Annotated in this window: 10 protein-coding genes; all 10 read right to left on the bottom strand. The window is 64.1% G+C overall.

Features of this window, described 5'->3' with window-relative positions:
• Positions 1-76 precede the first annotated feature (76 nt).
• Entirely contained in the window at positions 77-3,604 is a 3,528-nt protein-coding gene (locus tag M8R19_RS24040) for a glycosyltransferase (RefSeq protein ID WP_249919140.1), read from the bottom strand.
• Positions 3,605-3,666: 62 nt separating this feature from the next.
• The gene (locus M8R19_RS24035) at positions 3,667-4,935 is read right to left on the bottom strand and encodes an ATP-grasp domain-containing protein (protein ID WP_249919139.1); all 1,269 of its coding nucleotides are present in this window, start codon (positions 4,933-4,935) and stop codon (positions 3,667-3,669) included.
• Positions 4,932-5,738: a methyltransferase domain-containing protein gene (locus tag M8R19_RS24030; protein ID WP_249919138.1), complete on the bottom strand. Its 807-nt coding sequence runs from the start codon at positions 5,736-5,738 to the stop codon at positions 4,932-4,934. Before M8R19_RS24030 ends, M8R19_RS24035 begins: the two co-directional genes overlap by 4 nt.
• Positions 5,739-5,774: 36 nt before the next feature.
• Positions 5,775-8,855: a CDP-glycerol glycerophosphotransferase family protein gene (locus M8R19_RS24025; protein WP_249919137.1), complete on the bottom strand. Its 3,081-nt coding sequence runs from the start codon at positions 8,853-8,855 to the stop codon at positions 5,775-5,777.
• A 33-nt stretch (positions 8,856-8,888) separates the two neighbouring features.
• Positions 8,889-9,740, bottom strand: a complete 852-nt coding sequence (locus M8R19_RS24020; protein WP_249919136.1) for a LicD family protein — start codon at positions 9,738-9,740, stop codon at positions 8,889-8,891.
• A complete protein-coding gene (locus M8R19_RS24015; RefSeq protein WP_249919135.1) occupies positions 9,721-11,112 on the bottom strand; it encodes a bifunctional cytidylyltransferase/SDR family oxidoreductase in 1,392 nt (463 codons plus the stop codon). The genes M8R19_RS24020 and M8R19_RS24015 overlap by 20 nt, the downstream gene beginning before the upstream one ends.
• The gene (locus M8R19_RS24010; protein WP_083426699.1) at positions 11,109-11,804 is read right to left on the bottom strand and encodes a WbqC family protein; all 696 of its coding nucleotides are present in this window, start codon (positions 11,802-11,804) and stop codon (positions 11,109-11,111) included. Before M8R19_RS24010 ends, M8R19_RS24015 begins: the two co-directional genes overlap by 4 nt.
• The gene (locus M8R19_RS24005; protein ID WP_249919134.1) at positions 11,801-12,919 is read right to left on the bottom strand and encodes a DegT/DnrJ/EryC1/StrS family aminotransferase; all 1,119 of its coding nucleotides are present in this window, start codon (positions 12,917-12,919) and stop codon (positions 11,801-11,803) included. The genes M8R19_RS24010 and M8R19_RS24005 overlap by 4 nt, the downstream gene beginning before the upstream one ends.
• Positions 12,920-13,453: 534 nt before the next feature.
• Positions 13,454-15,043 carry a flagellar hook-associated protein 3 gene (locus M8R19_RS24000; protein WP_249919133.1) on the bottom strand — a complete coding sequence of 530 codons (1,590 nt, stop codon included), beginning with the start codon at positions 15,041-15,043 and terminating at the stop codon, positions 13,454-13,456.
• A 12-nt stretch (positions 15,044-15,055) separates the two neighbouring features.
• Positions 15,056-17,047 carry a flagellar hook-associated protein FlgK gene (flgK, locus tag M8R19_RS23995; protein ID WP_249919132.1) on the bottom strand — a complete coding sequence of 664 codons (1,992 nt, stop codon included), beginning with the start codon at positions 17,045-17,047 and terminating at the stop codon, positions 15,056-15,058.
• Between the last annotated feature and the right edge of the window lie 6 nt (positions 17,048-17,053).

Below are 17,053 nucleotides of genomic sequence, written 5' to 3'. Positions count from 1 at the left end.
CTGCGCGACGCCCCGCGAAGATGCTGAAAGCCCCGCAGGGCGGGGCTTTCAGTGGAAACACAGGGACAGGGGACGTTCAGTCCGGCTGCCAGGCGCGGTGCCAGCGGTCGAGATTGGCATCGCTCAGCATCCATTCCCCCCGTACTTTGTCGCGCAACTCGTCGCCCAGCCGCGCAGTGGTATCGAGGTCGGCCAGGTGCATGCGGATCGCCTCCACCCAGTCGAGGAAGCGGTTCTTCACCCGGGTGACGGGAAGGTCGCCGGCATAGGCCCGGTTGTCGCTGCACACCACCGGGAAGCCACAGGCACCGTATTCCAGCAGACGCAGATTGCTCTTGCACTGGTTGAACAGGTTGTCTTCCAGCGGCGCCAGGGCCAGGTCGAGATCAAGGCTGGCGAGCTTTGCGGCATAGCGATCGATCGGAACGCCCGGATGGAACTCATGGATGTAAGGGCGCAACGCCTCCGGGCACATGCCGAAGAACACCCATTCCACCTCGTCGGCCAGCGCTTTCACCACATCGGCGATCAGTTCGAGGTCGCCGGTATGCCCCGCACCGCCCGCCCAGCCCACCCGTGGCTTGGCCGAACGCTGCCGCTGGCCCGCCGCAAGTTCGCCCCACCACTGCGGAACCAGGCAGTTTTGCACCACCCGGATGTCGCCGTGCAGGTCGGCAAACGCCTCGGCCAGCGCCGGGGTGGAGACCACGAAGCGGTCGACGTAGCCCAGGCCACGGCGCAGCGACCTGAGGATATCCTTGGGCATGTGCCTGCGGTGTGCGCTTTTCAGCGGCAGGTTCGGCAGGTAGTCGTCGAGTTCGTAGACCTTGAAGGCGTTCGAGAAGGCCTTCATTCGACGCATGGCCTCCAGACGCTCGTCACCGATCTGCCGCTGCAGCACGATGACGTCCGGTGCGTAACGCTCCAGGTCGGCCACGTGCAGCAGGCCGTGGGTCACTACGCCATCGATCAGGCCATGCTCGCGCTGTTCCCGGAACGGCTGGATGACACGGTAGTGGCCGCAGCCGAAGGTATCGGCGAAGTGCGCCAGGACCGTCGGCACCGGCTGCCAGGTCAGCGGACGCCAGGTCAGTTGGGTATCCGTGAGGACGAAACCGGCGCGATTGCGAACCCGCGAGAAGTTCGGGTTGTACGCCGGGTCGCGGGCCAGGCGTGGCAGCCAGCGGGCGTAGAAGGCGTCCTGCAGTTCCACCGGTTCGGCTTCCGTAGCCGGGCTGTGCAGCAGGGTCGCATGGGGCGTCCACACCACCAGGTAACCAGCCTCGCCGGCGCGCAGGCAGAGATCGACATCGCCGCCGCGCTCGGCGAAGTCGCCCTCGTCCAGGCCCCCCAGTTCATCGAACAGCGCCTTGCGGATCATCAGGCAGCCATCGGAGACCGCACTGTAGTTCTGCGCCACCTGCAGGCGGTTCATGTAGCCAGTGGCGTTCATGTCCTCGCCGATGAAGGCGTGCCCGGCGATGCCGCGCAGGCCCAGCACCAGCCCGGCATGGGTGATGCGCCTCTCGCCGTCGAGGGTCCGCGCGCCGACGATACCGACCTCCGGGCGCTGCGCCTGGTTGACCAGTTCGCCCAGCCACTCGCCCTGGAAGACGGCGGCCTCCGGGCGCAGCAGCAACAGATAGTCGCCATGGGCGTGGGTAGCAGCCAGGTTCTTCAGGCGCGCGTCGGCCAGCGGCTCGCCCGAGCGCAGCACGCGGACGCGCTCGGCGGCCATCTGCTCGACACCTGCGAGCCACTGGCGGGTGGCCGGGTTCTCGCTGGCATTGTCCACCAGCAGGATTTCATAGTTGGGGTAGGCCGTGTGTTCGAGGAGGCTCATCACGCAGCGCTGCACGGCCGCGAGTTGGTCGCGCAGGACGATGAGGATGGACACCGACGGCTGTCCGGCATGGCCATAGTCGATCTGGTAGCGGCCCGGCAGCGGGCTCAGGACCCGCGCCCGCTCGTAGCCACGCGCGAGCAGGTGGCGCTGCAGGGTGCGCTCCTCGTCGGGGTTGGCCTGCAGACGCGCGGCCGGGGTGCTGAGCAGCGGTTCGGAAAGATGCGCCAGGCCGCCCAGCCCGCCCTCTTCCACCAGGCGCAGCAGCAGGTCGAATTCCAGGGCCCGCGGATAACCCGCGTCGAAGCCGCCCATTTCGAGGAGCGCCTCGCGGTTGTACAGGCAGTGACGCGCCTGGGACGCCGGGAAGCTGATCAGCAGGTCGAGGTTGAAGTCCGGGCGCAGCGCCGGCCCCTGGGATCCGTCCTCGCCGCGTAGCACCAGGTCGGTGGAAACCGCACGACACCCCGCGGCCGTCATCAGTTCGAGACCGGCGATCATCAGGCCGGAAGTGGTGAAGATATCGCCGGCGTAGGCCAGCAGGAGCCAATCCGCCGTACTGCCGCGCAGCGCCGCGTTGAGCGCTACGCCAAGACCATCGGCATCCACCGGCTGGTGCCGCAGGCGCAGCCCGTTGTGCAGTTGCGGAGGCTGGTCGGCCAGCAGCGTCACGCTGACGTTCGGATAGAGCCCGGCGGCGACCGCCAGGCTGTCGAGCGTCGCCTGCAATGCCGCGGCATCCTCGCCCACCAGCAGCACCTCGATGTGCACGCCCATGCCGTTGGCCTGCAGGTGCTCGTCGATCAGGCGCTTCTGTACCGGGCTGGGCTTGCGCTCCTCCAGCCACTCGTCGAAGCGCTCGTTCATCTCGCTCAGGGCATGGGCCCGGCGCAGGTTGGCGAGCAGGTCGACACGCTCGGGCGCTTGCTGCCGATGCAGCGGCGAGACCTCGACCCACTGGTCGCCGTCCTCGATGTACCAACCCAGGTCGCGCACGGCCTGGCGGAAGTCCTGGTGGCCCTTGTCGCCGATGCCCGGCTTGTCGCGGCCGATCTGGCTGAACTGCTCGCGGGAGACGCGGAAGTCCACCAGGGGCGCGGACAGGAACGCCAGATCCCCCTCTTGCAGCAGCTTGACGTAGAGCGCCAGGTCGCCCACCCAGCGGATGGGTACGCCATTGAGCGCCATGACCTGGTCGCCGAACGCGGCCACCGCCTCCCGGCGGCACAGCACGGTGCTGGGCTCGCCGATGAAGTTGACCGTGTATTCGGCCAGGAACGACGTCAGGCCAATGCCATCGACCAGCGCATCTTCCGAGAAGGGCAATGCGGTGGCCAGGATGTCCGGCAACTGCCGGCCCTGCTCATCGATGCGTCGACGCCGCGAACTGACCAGTGCAATGCCTGGCCGATCACGCATCGCGGCGACCATGCGCTCGACACACTCCGGCTGCAAGACGTCGTCGTCATACAGGAACTTCAGGTATTCACCGCTGGCCAGGCTGACGCACCTGGCCAGGTTCTTCGATTCGTGCAGACGTGTCTCGTTGTACGAATAGTGCACGGGAAAATCGAGAATGCCGCGATATTCGTCCACTACCTGCCGTACTTCGTCCGTCCGGCAGTCATCGCAGACAACCAGTTCCAGCGGCCGATAGGTCTGTTCCTGCAGGCTCTGCAGGGCCTCCTTGAGGTAGGCCGCCTTGTAGGCCGGCATTACAACGCTGACCAGCGGGTTAATGTCGTTGGGTTGGTCCACCATCACACCTCAATTTGGCTTCGGCGATCTGCGGGCAGCAGCCCACGGCTCGCGAGTTGAATTCGTCAAAACAGCAGATCCATCGCATCCACATCGAATACGGGAATGCCATGGCGTCGGGATACGTCCAGACGTTCGGGAAAATGGTTGTCGATGAAAATCGCCGGCGCGCGCACATGGTCGGACTTGGGCTCGCCTTCACGCAGATGGACGATCCGTTCGAACATCGTCAACGGGATATGCGCCGCTTCCAGGGTGGCCGTCAGATCACCGGCATGACGCGTGAGCAGCACCAGCCGCTTGTCCAGTTGCAGCAGCCGGTAGGCAAGACGCATCGCCTGTGGATTGGCGCGGCCGGCGCACACCAGGGTGTCGTCCAGGTCCAGGTAGCAGGTATCGAAGTCGTAATCGAGCACCGCCTTGTTTTCCAGGCGGCGCTCGACCAGTTGCAGGCGCGCCTCCGGCAACAGCAGCAAGTCACGCCCGAGGTAATCCTGCACAGCCAGCAATGGCAGGTTGACGCCAAGGGCGCGCGCCACGACCGAGCCGGTGGACAAGCGACTGCTGAACTCCAGCAGTTTCCAGTCGCCCTGGCGGTCCCTGCGAACCTGGAAGAACCAGGGCCCACGCAGGGCGAGCCGGGCGTTGAGCGTGGTGGCGATGTCGTTCAGTTGCGTATCGGTGGGCCGAGGTCCCGAGCGCATGGCGATGCCGCCCACCACACGCTCGCGGGAGCGCGCCCCGACGTGCAGCAGTTGGCCACGATGACTGGTGAAGCAATCCACGGTCAGCTCTTCGCCCGGCAGGTACTCGCAGACCAGCGGTTGCTGCACGACAGCCAGCGCCACGGCCAGCTCATCGGCATCGGCGACCAGGGTCACCCCCTGCCCGCCCTGCCCCTGGTCGGGCTTCACCACCACGGGCCAGGCCTCCACGGCCGCGGCATTGGCATATCGACGCGGAACCCATGGCGTATCGTCCAGCAATTCATAGGTCAACGATTTGCGCCGGGCGATGTGCGCCGTTCGAGCGTCACCGTTGACCAGTTGCACGCCAAGGCCTTCGACACGGGGCGCCAGGTAGTCCTGCACGCTGTCGTGGGTGGCGAACACCAGGTCGATGTTCCACTGCGCCAGCAAGTGCGCGAAGCACTCATCGAAGGTCGCATCGGCAATGTTGGGCAGGTGTGCGTGCCGGACATAGGCCTGCTCGCCGTGGTCGACACGGCTGGAAGCGCCGTGCAGCTCGACGTGCAGCGAGTGCTCCAGGGCACGGGCGATCTCCAGCCCCACCTCGGTGCCGCAGGGAAACACCAATACCCGGACCTTGCTCATTCCGACGGCGCCAGGTGGTGGTCGGCGAAGTATTGGGAAATGCACTCGCCGATAGCCGGATCGCGGTAGAAGAACACGTAGCGCTTGCGCGGGCCGCCAGTACTCATCTTCAGCGCGATGGCGGGGGTGCGGAAATCAACCTTCACGCCGAAGCGCCTGCCAATCTCGATGAGCGAGCGACCGGAATAATAGGAGGTGTGCCCTTCTTCGAACGGATAGGTGACAGTTTCCAGCGGCAGGTCATCGCGCAAGTTGGTGCTGGCGATGACCAGCCCGCTATCGCGCACTTTGTGCAGCAGGTTGGCGAAGTCCTCGTCCAGGTCGACGAAGTGCTCCACCACTTCGCAGGCGACCATCAGGTCGAATTCCGCCTCGCGTGAATCGAAGGAGACGAAATCCTGCGCTTCCTGGAAATTGCCCAGGTCGGATACGGCGACTCTGGAAACCGGCAACTGCTGCTGGATCAGCACATGATCCTGGGACAAGCCGGCGCCATAGACCACCACATCGGGAGCGAAAGCTTCGCCGAAGTGATTTTGCAGGATTTCGATGCCCATCTCCGCCATCCGGTACTCGCGGCGCGGAGTAACCCCATCGCCAGCTCGCACGCTGGTCTCGGGCTGACTGCCGGGGTCGAAGGGGGCGCAACGATAATCGTGGGTGTTGCCCGGGTTGCCAGCGTACCCGCAGCAACTGCAGATCACGAAGTCACAGGTTTTACCCAGCCATTTCTGGATGGTGCAGGTAACGGTTTCGAAGGAAAGGTCGGTGCTTCCGCACGCGCTGCATTGTAGGGTGGTCATGATTCTGATCCTTGCGGCTCTGGCAACCTGTTTCGCTTAAGGCAGGGGGCGGCGCAACTCGGCCGAGTGCCCGACGGGCAACTTGGGCGGGCGCTGCAGTATCGGTAGGCTGGTGATGACGTAGAGCAATGCCAGCCAGCGCGGCGAACGAGCCAGGGACGTATCCAGCGACTGGGACCTGATCGGCTCCCCCCGCAGGTTGCGCACGATGTCCGCCAGCGTGAGCGCAGGTGAGTACTCGGTGTTGCTTCCATGGCTGTACATGGAGTCGGTCAGGTGGGAAATCTCCTTGACCACCTCGGGGTTGAATCTGTTGCGGGCGAAGTGATCGATCGACCAATCGAACAATGTGCGCATGGCGTCGACTTCGTCCTGCAGCGGCAGCCGGCAGAGTTCGCGGGCGAACTTCGGCAGTTCGCGCTCCATGGCCTCATGCAATGCCATGTCGCAGTCGCGCGGCGGAATCACCGGCATGAAGTCTCCGTCACGCAGTTCATAGCCGCTGGTGCTCGCATAGGGCAGGTTGGCGAAGAGGGTCTCCACGAACAGTAGCGATGCCCTGCTCACCGTCAGGTTATACCGCGCCCTGCCGGGCTGGCTGCGGTAGATGCTTCGCGCGTAGTAGAAATCGGCAGGCACGGGGCTGCCCGCGGCCAGCTCCAGGAGCCGCGCCAGGCAATCCTGGGTATAGCCCCGCCCCCAGTACTCGACGAAAGCGAAGCGTTGATCGAAATCGATCTGCGAACGCAGGTAACCAATCGCCATGGGGCGCTCCCGGTTCCCCACCTCCAGCAAGTGCCGACGGTATCGCTCGGCGTTCTTCGCTTCGTGCACCACCAGGGTGACGAAGGTCGTCGGCAGATCATCCCGCCTGGCGGGCACGCTCAGGTCGGGGAAAAACTCCGCGAACTGGCTGGCGTCAAGCCGCAGCCCTTCCAGCAGGCCGTCGAAGGAAATCGCCCCCGTGTAGGCGAGAATGCTGGCGAAGAATTCCGCATCGATCTCATCGACATAGGACGCCACCCACCAGGCCTGGCGCGAGCCATAGAGATAGCGTGTCTGCAACGGCAAACCGCACTCCTCGATGATCGCATCGGCGATGCGCTTGAGATGGTGGCCATCGCGGGCGACGAAATACAGGCACTCGATACCGCGCGCCAGCGCATCGCGCACCACCCACATCGCATAGCAAACCAGATACAGGGAGGCCCGGGTGTAGGCATAGCAGGCCTTGCCATCCTGATTCCGATGGCGGAAGCGAGCCATGAGCGCAGCGACGCAATAGGCGTCATAGCTGCCCAGGCTCTCGACGATCTCTCGCTCGAATGCATCGAACTGCGGTAGTTCATGCAGCACCGGAGCGATTCCCAGCGCAGCGGCACTCTTGCCGTCGGCGTTGGGGTTGTCGCCATGGTGGACCCACCTGGAGAAACGATATCCCGCCTCCCGGAACGCATCCAGATAAAGGGTACGGGTGCTTTTCTGGGTGCCTCGCGTGGACGAAAGGAATAGCGGCAGCTCGGCCAGGCGCGGCTCGGCCTTGGCCAGCAAACGCCGGATGAAGTCCTCGGGCAGGTACATGTCGGACAGCAGGATCACCCGTTCGCCGCGCTGCAACAGTTCGAGAGCGTCAGCGATCTTGTCGGGGCATGGCTGGCAGGAGACGAACTCGCTTTCCAGCTCCTGCTCGCGCAGGAATGCCGCCTGTTCCGGCGTCAGCCCATAGACATCGGCCAGGCGCTCGATGACTTCGTCAAAGGTGATCTCCAACAAGTCGCTGCCACGCTGAAGCTTCGTGGCGCTGTACATGTAGCGAACATTGGACTCGGCCCCCATGCGCGCTTTCGGGTAGTCGGACAGCAGCGATTGAGGGAAGCCCAGGCCGGAATCGCGCATCGCCCGCTGTACCCGGAAGAACACCCCTGCTGGTTCCAGCGTCGTGCGCTGAATGAGGGTGTCGAACACATCGAACGAATACAGGGTGGGTGAGACCAGGGCCGGCGTACGGAAGGCGCGCGCCGACTCGATCAGGTAGTCGTTGTTGTCCGCCCGGGAGTACGACCAGAACAGCTCGGAAATGGCCGCCCGCTCGTGGTCGGACTGCTCGCGGTAGCGACCTAGCGCCTGCAGAAGCTGGTCGAAGTCATCGCATTCGAGGCCACAGGTCATTTCCCGGCAGTCGTAGACGAAATCGCGGCAGTTGCCGTTGGTACCGTAGTCGAAGAAATAGCGGATGAAGTACGGAACCCCGGCTGCCAGCAAGTCGTAGAAGATTGACGAGTAGTCGATGATCGCCGCATCGACCTGGCCCATGACCTCGTAGAAATCCTCGTGGTTGTCCCAGAACAGCAGACGAGGCTGGTCGGCATAGCGCTGCTTGAGCGCCTTGTACTTCTGATACCCCTCGATCATCGGATGGACCTTGAGGATGAACAGCAGACCGTTCTCCTCCAGCGTGCCGAGCAGTTTCTCCATGTCCGGCAGGGCGCGATTGAAGAAGTCGTTATGCGACTTCTCCCGATAGGTGGGGCAATAGGCGACGATCCGAGTGTCCGGCGGCAGGTTCCTGCGCCCCAGCAGGTCGTGGTCGAAGGTCTTGACCGCGACCGTCTCATGGCAGCGGGGATAGGCTCCCCGCAGGATCGAATGAGGCTCCAGGGCGCACTGCTCGATGAAGTGCTTCTCCATCAGCGGCGAAGTGGTCAGAAACAGCTGGTGATTACGATAGGTTTCGTGATGGACGATGTGCTTCTTGACGATCCTTTCATGCAGGAAACCGCTGCTGACGCCCCGCTCGACCGTCTTGCAGCCCACGCCGTGCCACAGGTTGAGGATGGTGATCCCCTGCAATTCCTCCTGGATGACTTCCTTGAAGTTCTCCACCACGTACACGCCGGCTTGCCGCATGATCCGGCGCGCAGCCGGCGAGTCGTAGCGATGGGCGCTCCAGCCTTGCCGGCGCACCAGCGCAATGGTCTGGTCGTCGTCGCACAGCCAGTGCGCCTGGATATCGGGCCGCTTGTACTGGATGTAGGCAAACAGCCATTTCGGATTGCCGGCGAAGTTCATCCCGGCATTGAACACCCAGATGCTGTCGTTTCTGCTGTTCTGTGACATGGTGCGGTCCATTGGTCAGCTTGTTGCAGGCGCTCATGCGCCATCGGCGGAAGTCAGGGAAGCCAGGGCTATGCGGTGGCCGGAGTGGCGTCGCTCCAGCGGAGGCAGTTGCCGGAAGTCACCATAGATGCTGGTGAGATAGGCCTCGGTCTGCTCCGGCGCGCGGAAACCGCGCCCTTCGAACACGACCGAAGCCCCCTTGCCGAACACCTGGGTGAGCACTATTTCGCGCTCGCCATACAGGCCGTACAGGTTGCCTTGCCACCCGCTATCGCTCAGCGAAACCATTGCCACCAGGCGGTCGTAGGCGGCGAAAAGCAGGGCACGGGGCACCAGGCTCGCAGCCAGCGCCACCAGCGCGAAACGCCAACGCTGGCCCGGCGGGACGGGACGCGGGTAGTAGCCCTTCTGTTTGTTCATGGTCATCGAGCGCAGCAGCGCGATGGACTTGTGCAACAAACGGCGACGCAGGCCGGGAGGCGGAACGCCGTCCAACGGGAAGACGTCCACCCCGATGCCCCGGTCGAACGGGCGTGCGTAGTCCACCACCCAACGCGAATACCGATCGGTCACCACCAGGAACGGATAAGGCGTATGGGCATCGATGGACGGATGGATCGCCCGCAACGTCGACGGCAATCGATCCAGCAGCCCGAGCAGACGGCGGTAATCCTTGCGCGGCACGACGATGTCGATGTCGTCATCCCAGGGAATGAAACCGCCATGGCGCACGGCGCCCAGCAGCGTGCCGCCGACCAGGTAGTAGTCGATTGCATGGGCCCGGAAGAAATCGACCAGCGCGCATAGCACGGCGAAGGCCCGCTGCTGGACCTGCTCCAGGGGCACGCCGGCCACCGTGGCCCGATCAAGCGTGACGGCGGACATCGAACACCATGCCTGTCAGGGTCGAGCCCAGCGCCTGCAGGGTAGCGAGCGCCACTGCCGAGGGGTCCAGCAGGCTCTCGACCGGCTCGGCACCGAAGTTGCGCGTGCGCATCGGCGTGCGCGTCCGTTCGGGGTTGATGCAGACCACGCGGATTCCTTCGCTCGCCCACTCCTCGGCCAATGCCTGGGTGAGGTTGACCACGCCGGCCTTGGTGGCGCTGTAGGCGGCGTAGAATGCGCGGCCCCGGGTGTAGGAGCTGGAGGCGAAATTCACCAGGCAGCCGCGGCTGTCTCGCAGATACCCATGGGCGGCCTGGGCCAGGTGGATGGTGCCGGTGAGGTTGGTGGCGATGAGTTGCTCGACCTCGGACTCGCTCAGCAGCGTCAATGGCTTGTGCAACAGCATGCCGGCGGTATTGACCACCGCGTCTATCCGCCCTTCACGCTGTGCCACTTCGGCCAGGAAGCGTTCCACGTCGCTGCGCCGGGAGATATCGATGTTGCCGTCGCCACGGCTGGCGCCATGGACGCGAGCGCCATGGGCCCTGGCCAGCTCGGCCACCGAAGCACCGATGCCGTAGCTTGCGCCGATCACCACCACCACGCGGTCACGCAGCAGCCCTTGCAGGCCGTCGTCCTGCGCAGCCTCGGTGCTGCGGATCTGGATCAGCTTTTCGGCGATATACAGGTCCACCCCGTCGGTGATCTTCAGATTGGACGGAGAGCCGGAAACAGTGGCGATGGTCACCTCGGGCATCTCCCGGCGCAGTACGCCGCAATCGCAGGTCACGCCCTCCAGTCCATGCCGCAGGGCGAGCCGATAGGCTTCACGCAGGATGCCCAGCCGGAACCCTTGCGGCGTCTGCCCACGGCGCAGCCGGCTGCGGTCGGGAATGTCGCGAATGTGCCCCTCTTCTGCCACCTCGACGATGGTATCGCTGGCAGGCACCACCACGTCCACGGCCTCGTATCGCTCCAGCGCATCAAGGCAGCGAACGATGGTCGGCTGGTCCAGCAGCGGGCGAGCCGCATCGTGAATGAGAATCCGCGCCTGTTCCGGCTGCCCGTCCAGGGCGGCGATGGCCGAAGCGGTGGAGTCGGCACGGTCGCGGCCACCGGCGACGATCTTCGCCACCTTGCGCCAGCCGTTGCGGGTGACCGCCTCCCACAGCACGCTTTCGTAGCCGCCGGGCACCACCAGCACTATCTGCTCCACTGCCGGCGAGTGCTCGAAGACTTCGACGGTATGCTCGATGACCATGCGCCCAGCCAGCTTGACGAACTGCTTGGGCACCTCGCTGCCAAAGCGCAGGCCACGCCCTCCAGCGAGCACTACGGCGATGACCGGGGATTCGATTGCGCTGGTGGTCATGCTGCATCCTCCAACTCGCCCATCGACAGCATCCGCTCGACGGCCTGAGGCGGGTTGTGCATCAGCACATCGATCATCGACAGGCCTGGCATGAAGTTCTCCACTTTCTGTTGCTGGTAGGCAGGAAAGCAGCCATGCACGAAACGCAGTTGCACGTGCTGTTCCCGGAACGCGGCGGCGCTGTACAGCGAACGGCCACCGCTGGCGTTGTGGTAGGTGTCGGCGTCAAAGAGCCGGCAAAGCTCCAGAATGCGCTCCTGCCCCCGAAGCGCGCTGGGCCTCTGCGAAGCGAAGGAAACCGAAAACGGCCTACCGAGATAGGCGAACACCGCCTGGATGGACGCGGCGCAGACGCTGGCGACGCTCTGCTCGGGCATCCTGCAAATGGACTCGACCAGGGCGAAAACCTCGTCGAAGAACGGAGCCTGCCGGTAGGCATGACGCAGCACCTGAAGGAACTTGTCGTGCTCACCGACGAAATGGTGCTGGTCGATCCGCATGTTCTGGCTGGCCCCAGCCACCGGCAGCGTGAAGCGGAACGGCTGGCCGTCGAGCAGGATGTTGTTGCGGTGGATGAACCCCCGGCGGATGAATGCCACATCGTCCAGGAAGACGAAGTGATCCACGCTCCCCGCCAACTGGTAGTAGCCCAGGTAGGGGAAGAAATAGGGTTGCATGACCGCGAGAATCACGCCTGGACTCCCGCGCTGACGACCAGGTCGCAGATGCGCTCGACATCCTCGTCGGCCAGGTCCGGGTAGATCGGCAGGCACAGGACGCGGCTCGCCACCTGGCGGGCGACCGGCAGGTTGCTCGGCTCGGCCGACGGCAGCCCGCGGTACATCGGGAAGTCGCTGATCAGCGGATAGAAGTAGCGGCGCACCACGATGCCCTGCTCGCGCAGCAGCTCGTACATCCGGTCGCGTTCCAGGGCGAAGTCCTCGTCGATCAGCACCGGGAAATAGGCGTGGTTGGGCACGCAACCGGCGCGGAACTCGATGAAGCTCAGCCCCGGCAGGCCGGCCAGGCGCTCACGGTAGAGGCCGTCGATTTCCTTGCGCCGCGCCAGCGCGCGGTCGATGTGCTGCAGCTGCAACAGGCCGAAGGCGGCGTTGATCTCGCTCATCTTGCCGTTGATGCCGGGGGCCACCACCGTGGTTTCGTTGACGAAGCCGAAGTTCTTCAGGTGGCCGATGCGCCGGTAGGTCTTCTCGTCGGGGCAGATGATCGCCCCGCCCTCGAAGGTGTTGAACACCTTGGTGGCGTGGAAGCTGAGCACGCTCAGGTCGCCATGGCGCAGGATGCTGCCGCCGGCGTCGCGCACCGAGAAGGCATGGGCCGCGTCGTAGATCACCCGCAGGTTGTAGTTGTCGGCGATGGCCTGGATGGCCTCGACGTCGCTGGGGTTGCCGTAGCAGTGCACCGGCATGATCGCGGTGGTCTGCGGGGTGATCGCCGCCTCGATCTTCGCCGGGTCCAGGCTGAACGTCTGCGGGTCGATGTCGACGAACACCGGACGGATGCCGTTCCACAGCAGCGAATGGCCGGTGGCGACGAAGGAGTAAGGCGTGGTGATCACTTCCCCGGTGACGCGCAATGCCTGCAGGGCGGTGACCAGCGCCAGGGTGCCGTTGGCGAACAGGGCGATGTGTTCGACGCCCAGGTACTCGCACAGCGCTTTCTCCAGCGCACGGTGCATGTCACCGCCATTGGTGAGGATGCCGCTGGCCCAGACCCGCTCCAGGTAGGGCAGGAACTCTTCGAGGGGCGGCAGCAGGGGCCGGGTGACCGGGATGTACTTTGCCATGATTACCCCCTGCGGATCGGCATGAGCCAGGCGCCACGACATACCCGCGGCATGCCGTCGGAAAGTTCGAAAGCCACGGGCCGCCCCGGAGAAAGCGTCCGCCGGTGCACCGGGAGGAAAGTGCATTTCCGCATGTGGGCAGCTCCCATGGCGCGAACCTTCGCACTGCCTTCGCGGCAGGCGGCGGCCGGCCCGGCACCGGATCGGCATGGCTCCAGGTGCCTTGACGCCCGGCCAGCAGCGAGTCTGGTTGGGGCTCCATGGGAAACGACTGTATTCGACATGCTGCATCTCGCTCGTTCAGCCACCACGACTTTGCTTGGCGAAGACGTCAAAGCACGGGTGGTTGGGCTCTCGTCCCGGAATTTGGCCGCTAGGGGGAGTGTCAATTCACTGACTGAAAGACAGTTCCCACAAGACTTCAGCAATTTGAATGCCAGTTCGGCAGGAACCGCCTGGAGGGAAGGATCGGTGACCGGGCGAAGGGGGTAGCGGATGCTTCCGCTGCCCCGGACGGGACAGCGGGTATTGTGCTCAGAGCTTGTCGAACAGGCTCAACTGGCTGACCCGAGCGAAGGCCGCCTGGGCCGCTTCGAGCATGGTCTGCTGCAATACCAGTTGCGACGTGGCTTCGGCCATGTCGGTGTCGCGGATAGAGGATTGCGTCGTGGTGTTGACCAGGCTCAGGCTCTCGTTCTCCGCACTGAGCACGTCGATGGTATTGAGTCTGGAACCCACCGACGACATGGTCGACAGCACCTGGTTCATGCCGTTGTCCAGGTTGGTGATGGCCGAGGCGACGGCATCGCGTATGTTCAGTTGGGCCTGGGTATCACCGTCGGTGGAGGCATTGAGGGCATCGCGTAGCTGGCCGATGGTGTTGAGGATGTTCTGGTGCTCGGAGGTGCTGGCAGTGACGCTGAACTGGTCGCCGCTGGCAGGTGCGGAACTGAGGGTCACATCGACGCCGGCGATCGTCACCGTCTGCGGGTAGCTGCTGCCCAGGCTGCCGCTGGCGATAGCCGAGGCATTGGCCGAGGTCGGCAGGGCATAGACTTCGTAATCAGTGTCACTGGTGAACTTGATCTGCACGCCACTGCTGGGGAAGATGGTGGTATAGGCCGTGGCATCGCTCACCGCCGCTGCGGTGATCTGGGCACTGGAACTGTTGGCCGAGGAGCGCTTGGTGCTGATGCTGTCCTCGGCCTGGCCGACGCTGAAACTATAGCCACTGACCAGCGAATCCAGGTCGCTGCTGTCGTCGCTATCGGTGAGCTCGACGTCCAGCTGGAACGAGGCGCCGCGGAAACTGATGGTGTTGCTGTCGGTGGAGGTCGCGTCGTAGGTGCCGTTGGTCGTCGCCTCGCTGGTGACATCGTTACCGTCGGCATCGAGGATCTGGTACTGCGTCGAACTCAACACATTGATGGTGTAGGGCGCGCCGCTGCGGAAGCTGTTGTTGTAGGTCGAGTCGTTGCTCACCGTGCCCTGGGACACGAATACCCGCTGGGTGCCATCGCTGCTGGGGTTGTTCGTCAGCTCGCTGGAGGTACGGCTGGCGTTGGCGGCCATTTCGAACACCGTCCAGCCGTTATCGTTGGTCGACAGCATGAGGGTGTCGGAAACCTGCAGGCTCAGGGTCGATTGATCGCCCTGATAGGAGTAAGTGCCGTCGGCGTTGAGCACGAATGGCTGGACCTTGCTGTTGCTGCCGGCGAACAGGTAGTTGCCGCTGGCGTCCTTGCTGTTCATCAGGCTCAGCAGTTGCTCCTGAATCTGCCCGAGTTCATCGGCGACGGCTGCCCGGTCATCGTCGGTATAGGAGCCATTGCCGGCAGCTACCGCGAGCTCCCGGGCCCGCTGCAACACGCTGACGATGGAGTTGAGCACCGTTTCTTCCTGGTTCAGGCTGTTGCCTGCAGTGGTCATGTTGCCGCTGTACTGGGTCAACAGATCCTGTTGCTGCTGCAGTTGCAGTAGCCGCGCGGCCCCCACCGGGTCGTCGGCGGGCGTCTGAATGCGCACACCACTGGAGATCTGCTCCTGGGTTTTGACGATGCTCGCGTAGCCCTTCTGATAGCCGGAAATGTTCGAGGAAAAAATCTGCGTGGTGGAGATGCGCATGCTTCAGTTTCCTCAGAGGTTGTTCATCAGAGTGTCGAAGATGGTTTGTGCGGTTTTGATGATCTGCGCCGAGGCGGTGTAGTACTGCTGGTACATCACCAGGTTGGAGGCTTCCTCGTCGAGGTTGACCGCCGACAGCGAGTCGCGATTGCTCTGGGCCTGACTGAGAATCGCCGCGGTGGCGGTGGCGTCGGTATCCGCCTGGCTGGCCTTGGCGCCCACGGTTTCGGTAAGCGATGCATAGGCATCGGTCACGCTCATGCCGGTACCACTGCCTGTGGCGACCGTCGCCGCACTCTGCAACCCCAGCAGGGCGGTGGCATTGGTGTTATCGGCGCCGCCATCGGAATTGAAGGCGACGCTGAAGTTGTCACCTTCCGCCGGCGAACCGGCGATGGTCAGGCTGAAGGTGAAATCGGTGGTGCCGGGGACGGTGATGCTCAACTCGTTGCTCTGCCCAGGCACGATGCTGCCGGTACCGATGGCGTTGCCGCTGGAGTCGTAGACCGTGTAGCCCTGGGTGCCACCACTGGCGGCGTCGAACACCAGCTTGACCGGCAGTCCCTGCTGGATGGCGCTGGAAAGGTCCGCAGCGTTGTCGCTGTCCAGGGTACTGGTCAGGCTCAGGTCGCTGAGCACCCCGCTGCCATAGTTGCTGGTGGCGGTCGAGGAAACCAGCGGCGAGGCGAAGGCCAGGTCGTTGGCATCGGTCATGCTCACGCTGATGTCGGAAGCGCCGCTACGGGTTGGAATCACCGTGAAGGAGTCGCCCGCCGCGATGGTGCCTACGCTCTGCTGGCTGATGCTGAATCCGTCGAACGTCTGCGGTGGGTCGTCGGTCAGGTCGCCGCTGCCCAGGTCCTTGCCATCGGAGATTCGCTGCACGGTGTAGCTGGTCGCCGAGGTGAAGGTCACCTTGTAGTCGCTGGTGGTCAGCGCGCCGCTGTCGCTGATGGTGACGTTGAGGTTGCCGGTTCCGGTATTCTTGGAGTTCGCCAGACTGCGGTTGTCGACCAGGCTCGCGTCGTTGATGTCGGTGAACAGCGAGGCGCCGAATTCGCCATCGAGGTCGAGCCCCTGGGCCTGCTGGCTGTTGAAGGCGTCGGCGATGACGAGCGCCATCCGCCCGAGCTCGTTCTGCGTGGTGTCCAGCACATCGCTGCGATAACGCAGCAGGCCACCCAGTTCGCCACCGGAAACCACCGAGGTCACGTCCAGGCTCGAGCTGCCCATGCTCAGGATCAGGCTGTCCTGCCCGGGGTTGCTGGTACTGGGCTGGGCCGTCAGAGTCGCGGAGGTGGTGCCCACCACCAGTGGCTGTCCCGAGCCGAGGTAGATGTTGTAGGCGCCATCCTGCTCGACCACGCTGACGCCAACCAGTTCGGCCAGTTGATTGACCGCGTCGTCGCGCTTGTCGAGCAGATCGTTGGGCGAGGCGCCGCTGGCCGAAGCCTGGATGATCTGCTGGTTGTACTTGGCGATGGTCTGCGCCAGTGTCGTGACCTGGGTGGCGGCGCTCTCCATTTCCGAATTGACGTAGCTATTCTGCGTACTCAACTGACTGGAGATGGAGTTGAAGCGCTCGGCCAGGCTGCTCGCCTGGGTCAGTACCAACTGCCGCGATGCAGCGTCGGTCGGGCTGGCCGCTGCGGTCTGCAGTGCCGAGAAAAAGTTCGACAGGACACTGGACAACCCGGTCGTGGTGTCCGACAGCAGAGAGTCCACCTGGTTGACCTGGGTCAGGTAGGACTGGGCCTCGGCATCCAGCGAGGTACTGGTGGTCAGTTGGGTGCCGAGGAACTGGCTGTAGATGCGCCTGACATCGCTGACGGTAGTGCCGGTACCGATGTAGTTCATCCCGCTGAACTGCGACAGCGAAGTGCTCTGCACCACCGTCTGCCGGCTATAGCCGGTGGTGGCGGCGTTGCTGATGTTGTTGCCGGTGGTGCTCAGGGCCACTTGCGAGGCGTTGAGGCCGGACAGTCCTATGGATAGCAGGCTCATGGGCTT

The sequence above is a fragment of the Pseudomonas sp. R3.Fl genome (genome assembly GCF_023516765.1).
GTDB lineage: Bacteria > Pseudomonadota > Gammaproteobacteria > Pseudomonadales > Pseudomonadaceae > Pseudomonas > Pseudomonas citronellolis.
This window is presented reverse-complemented; position numbering and strand designations above follow the sequence as displayed.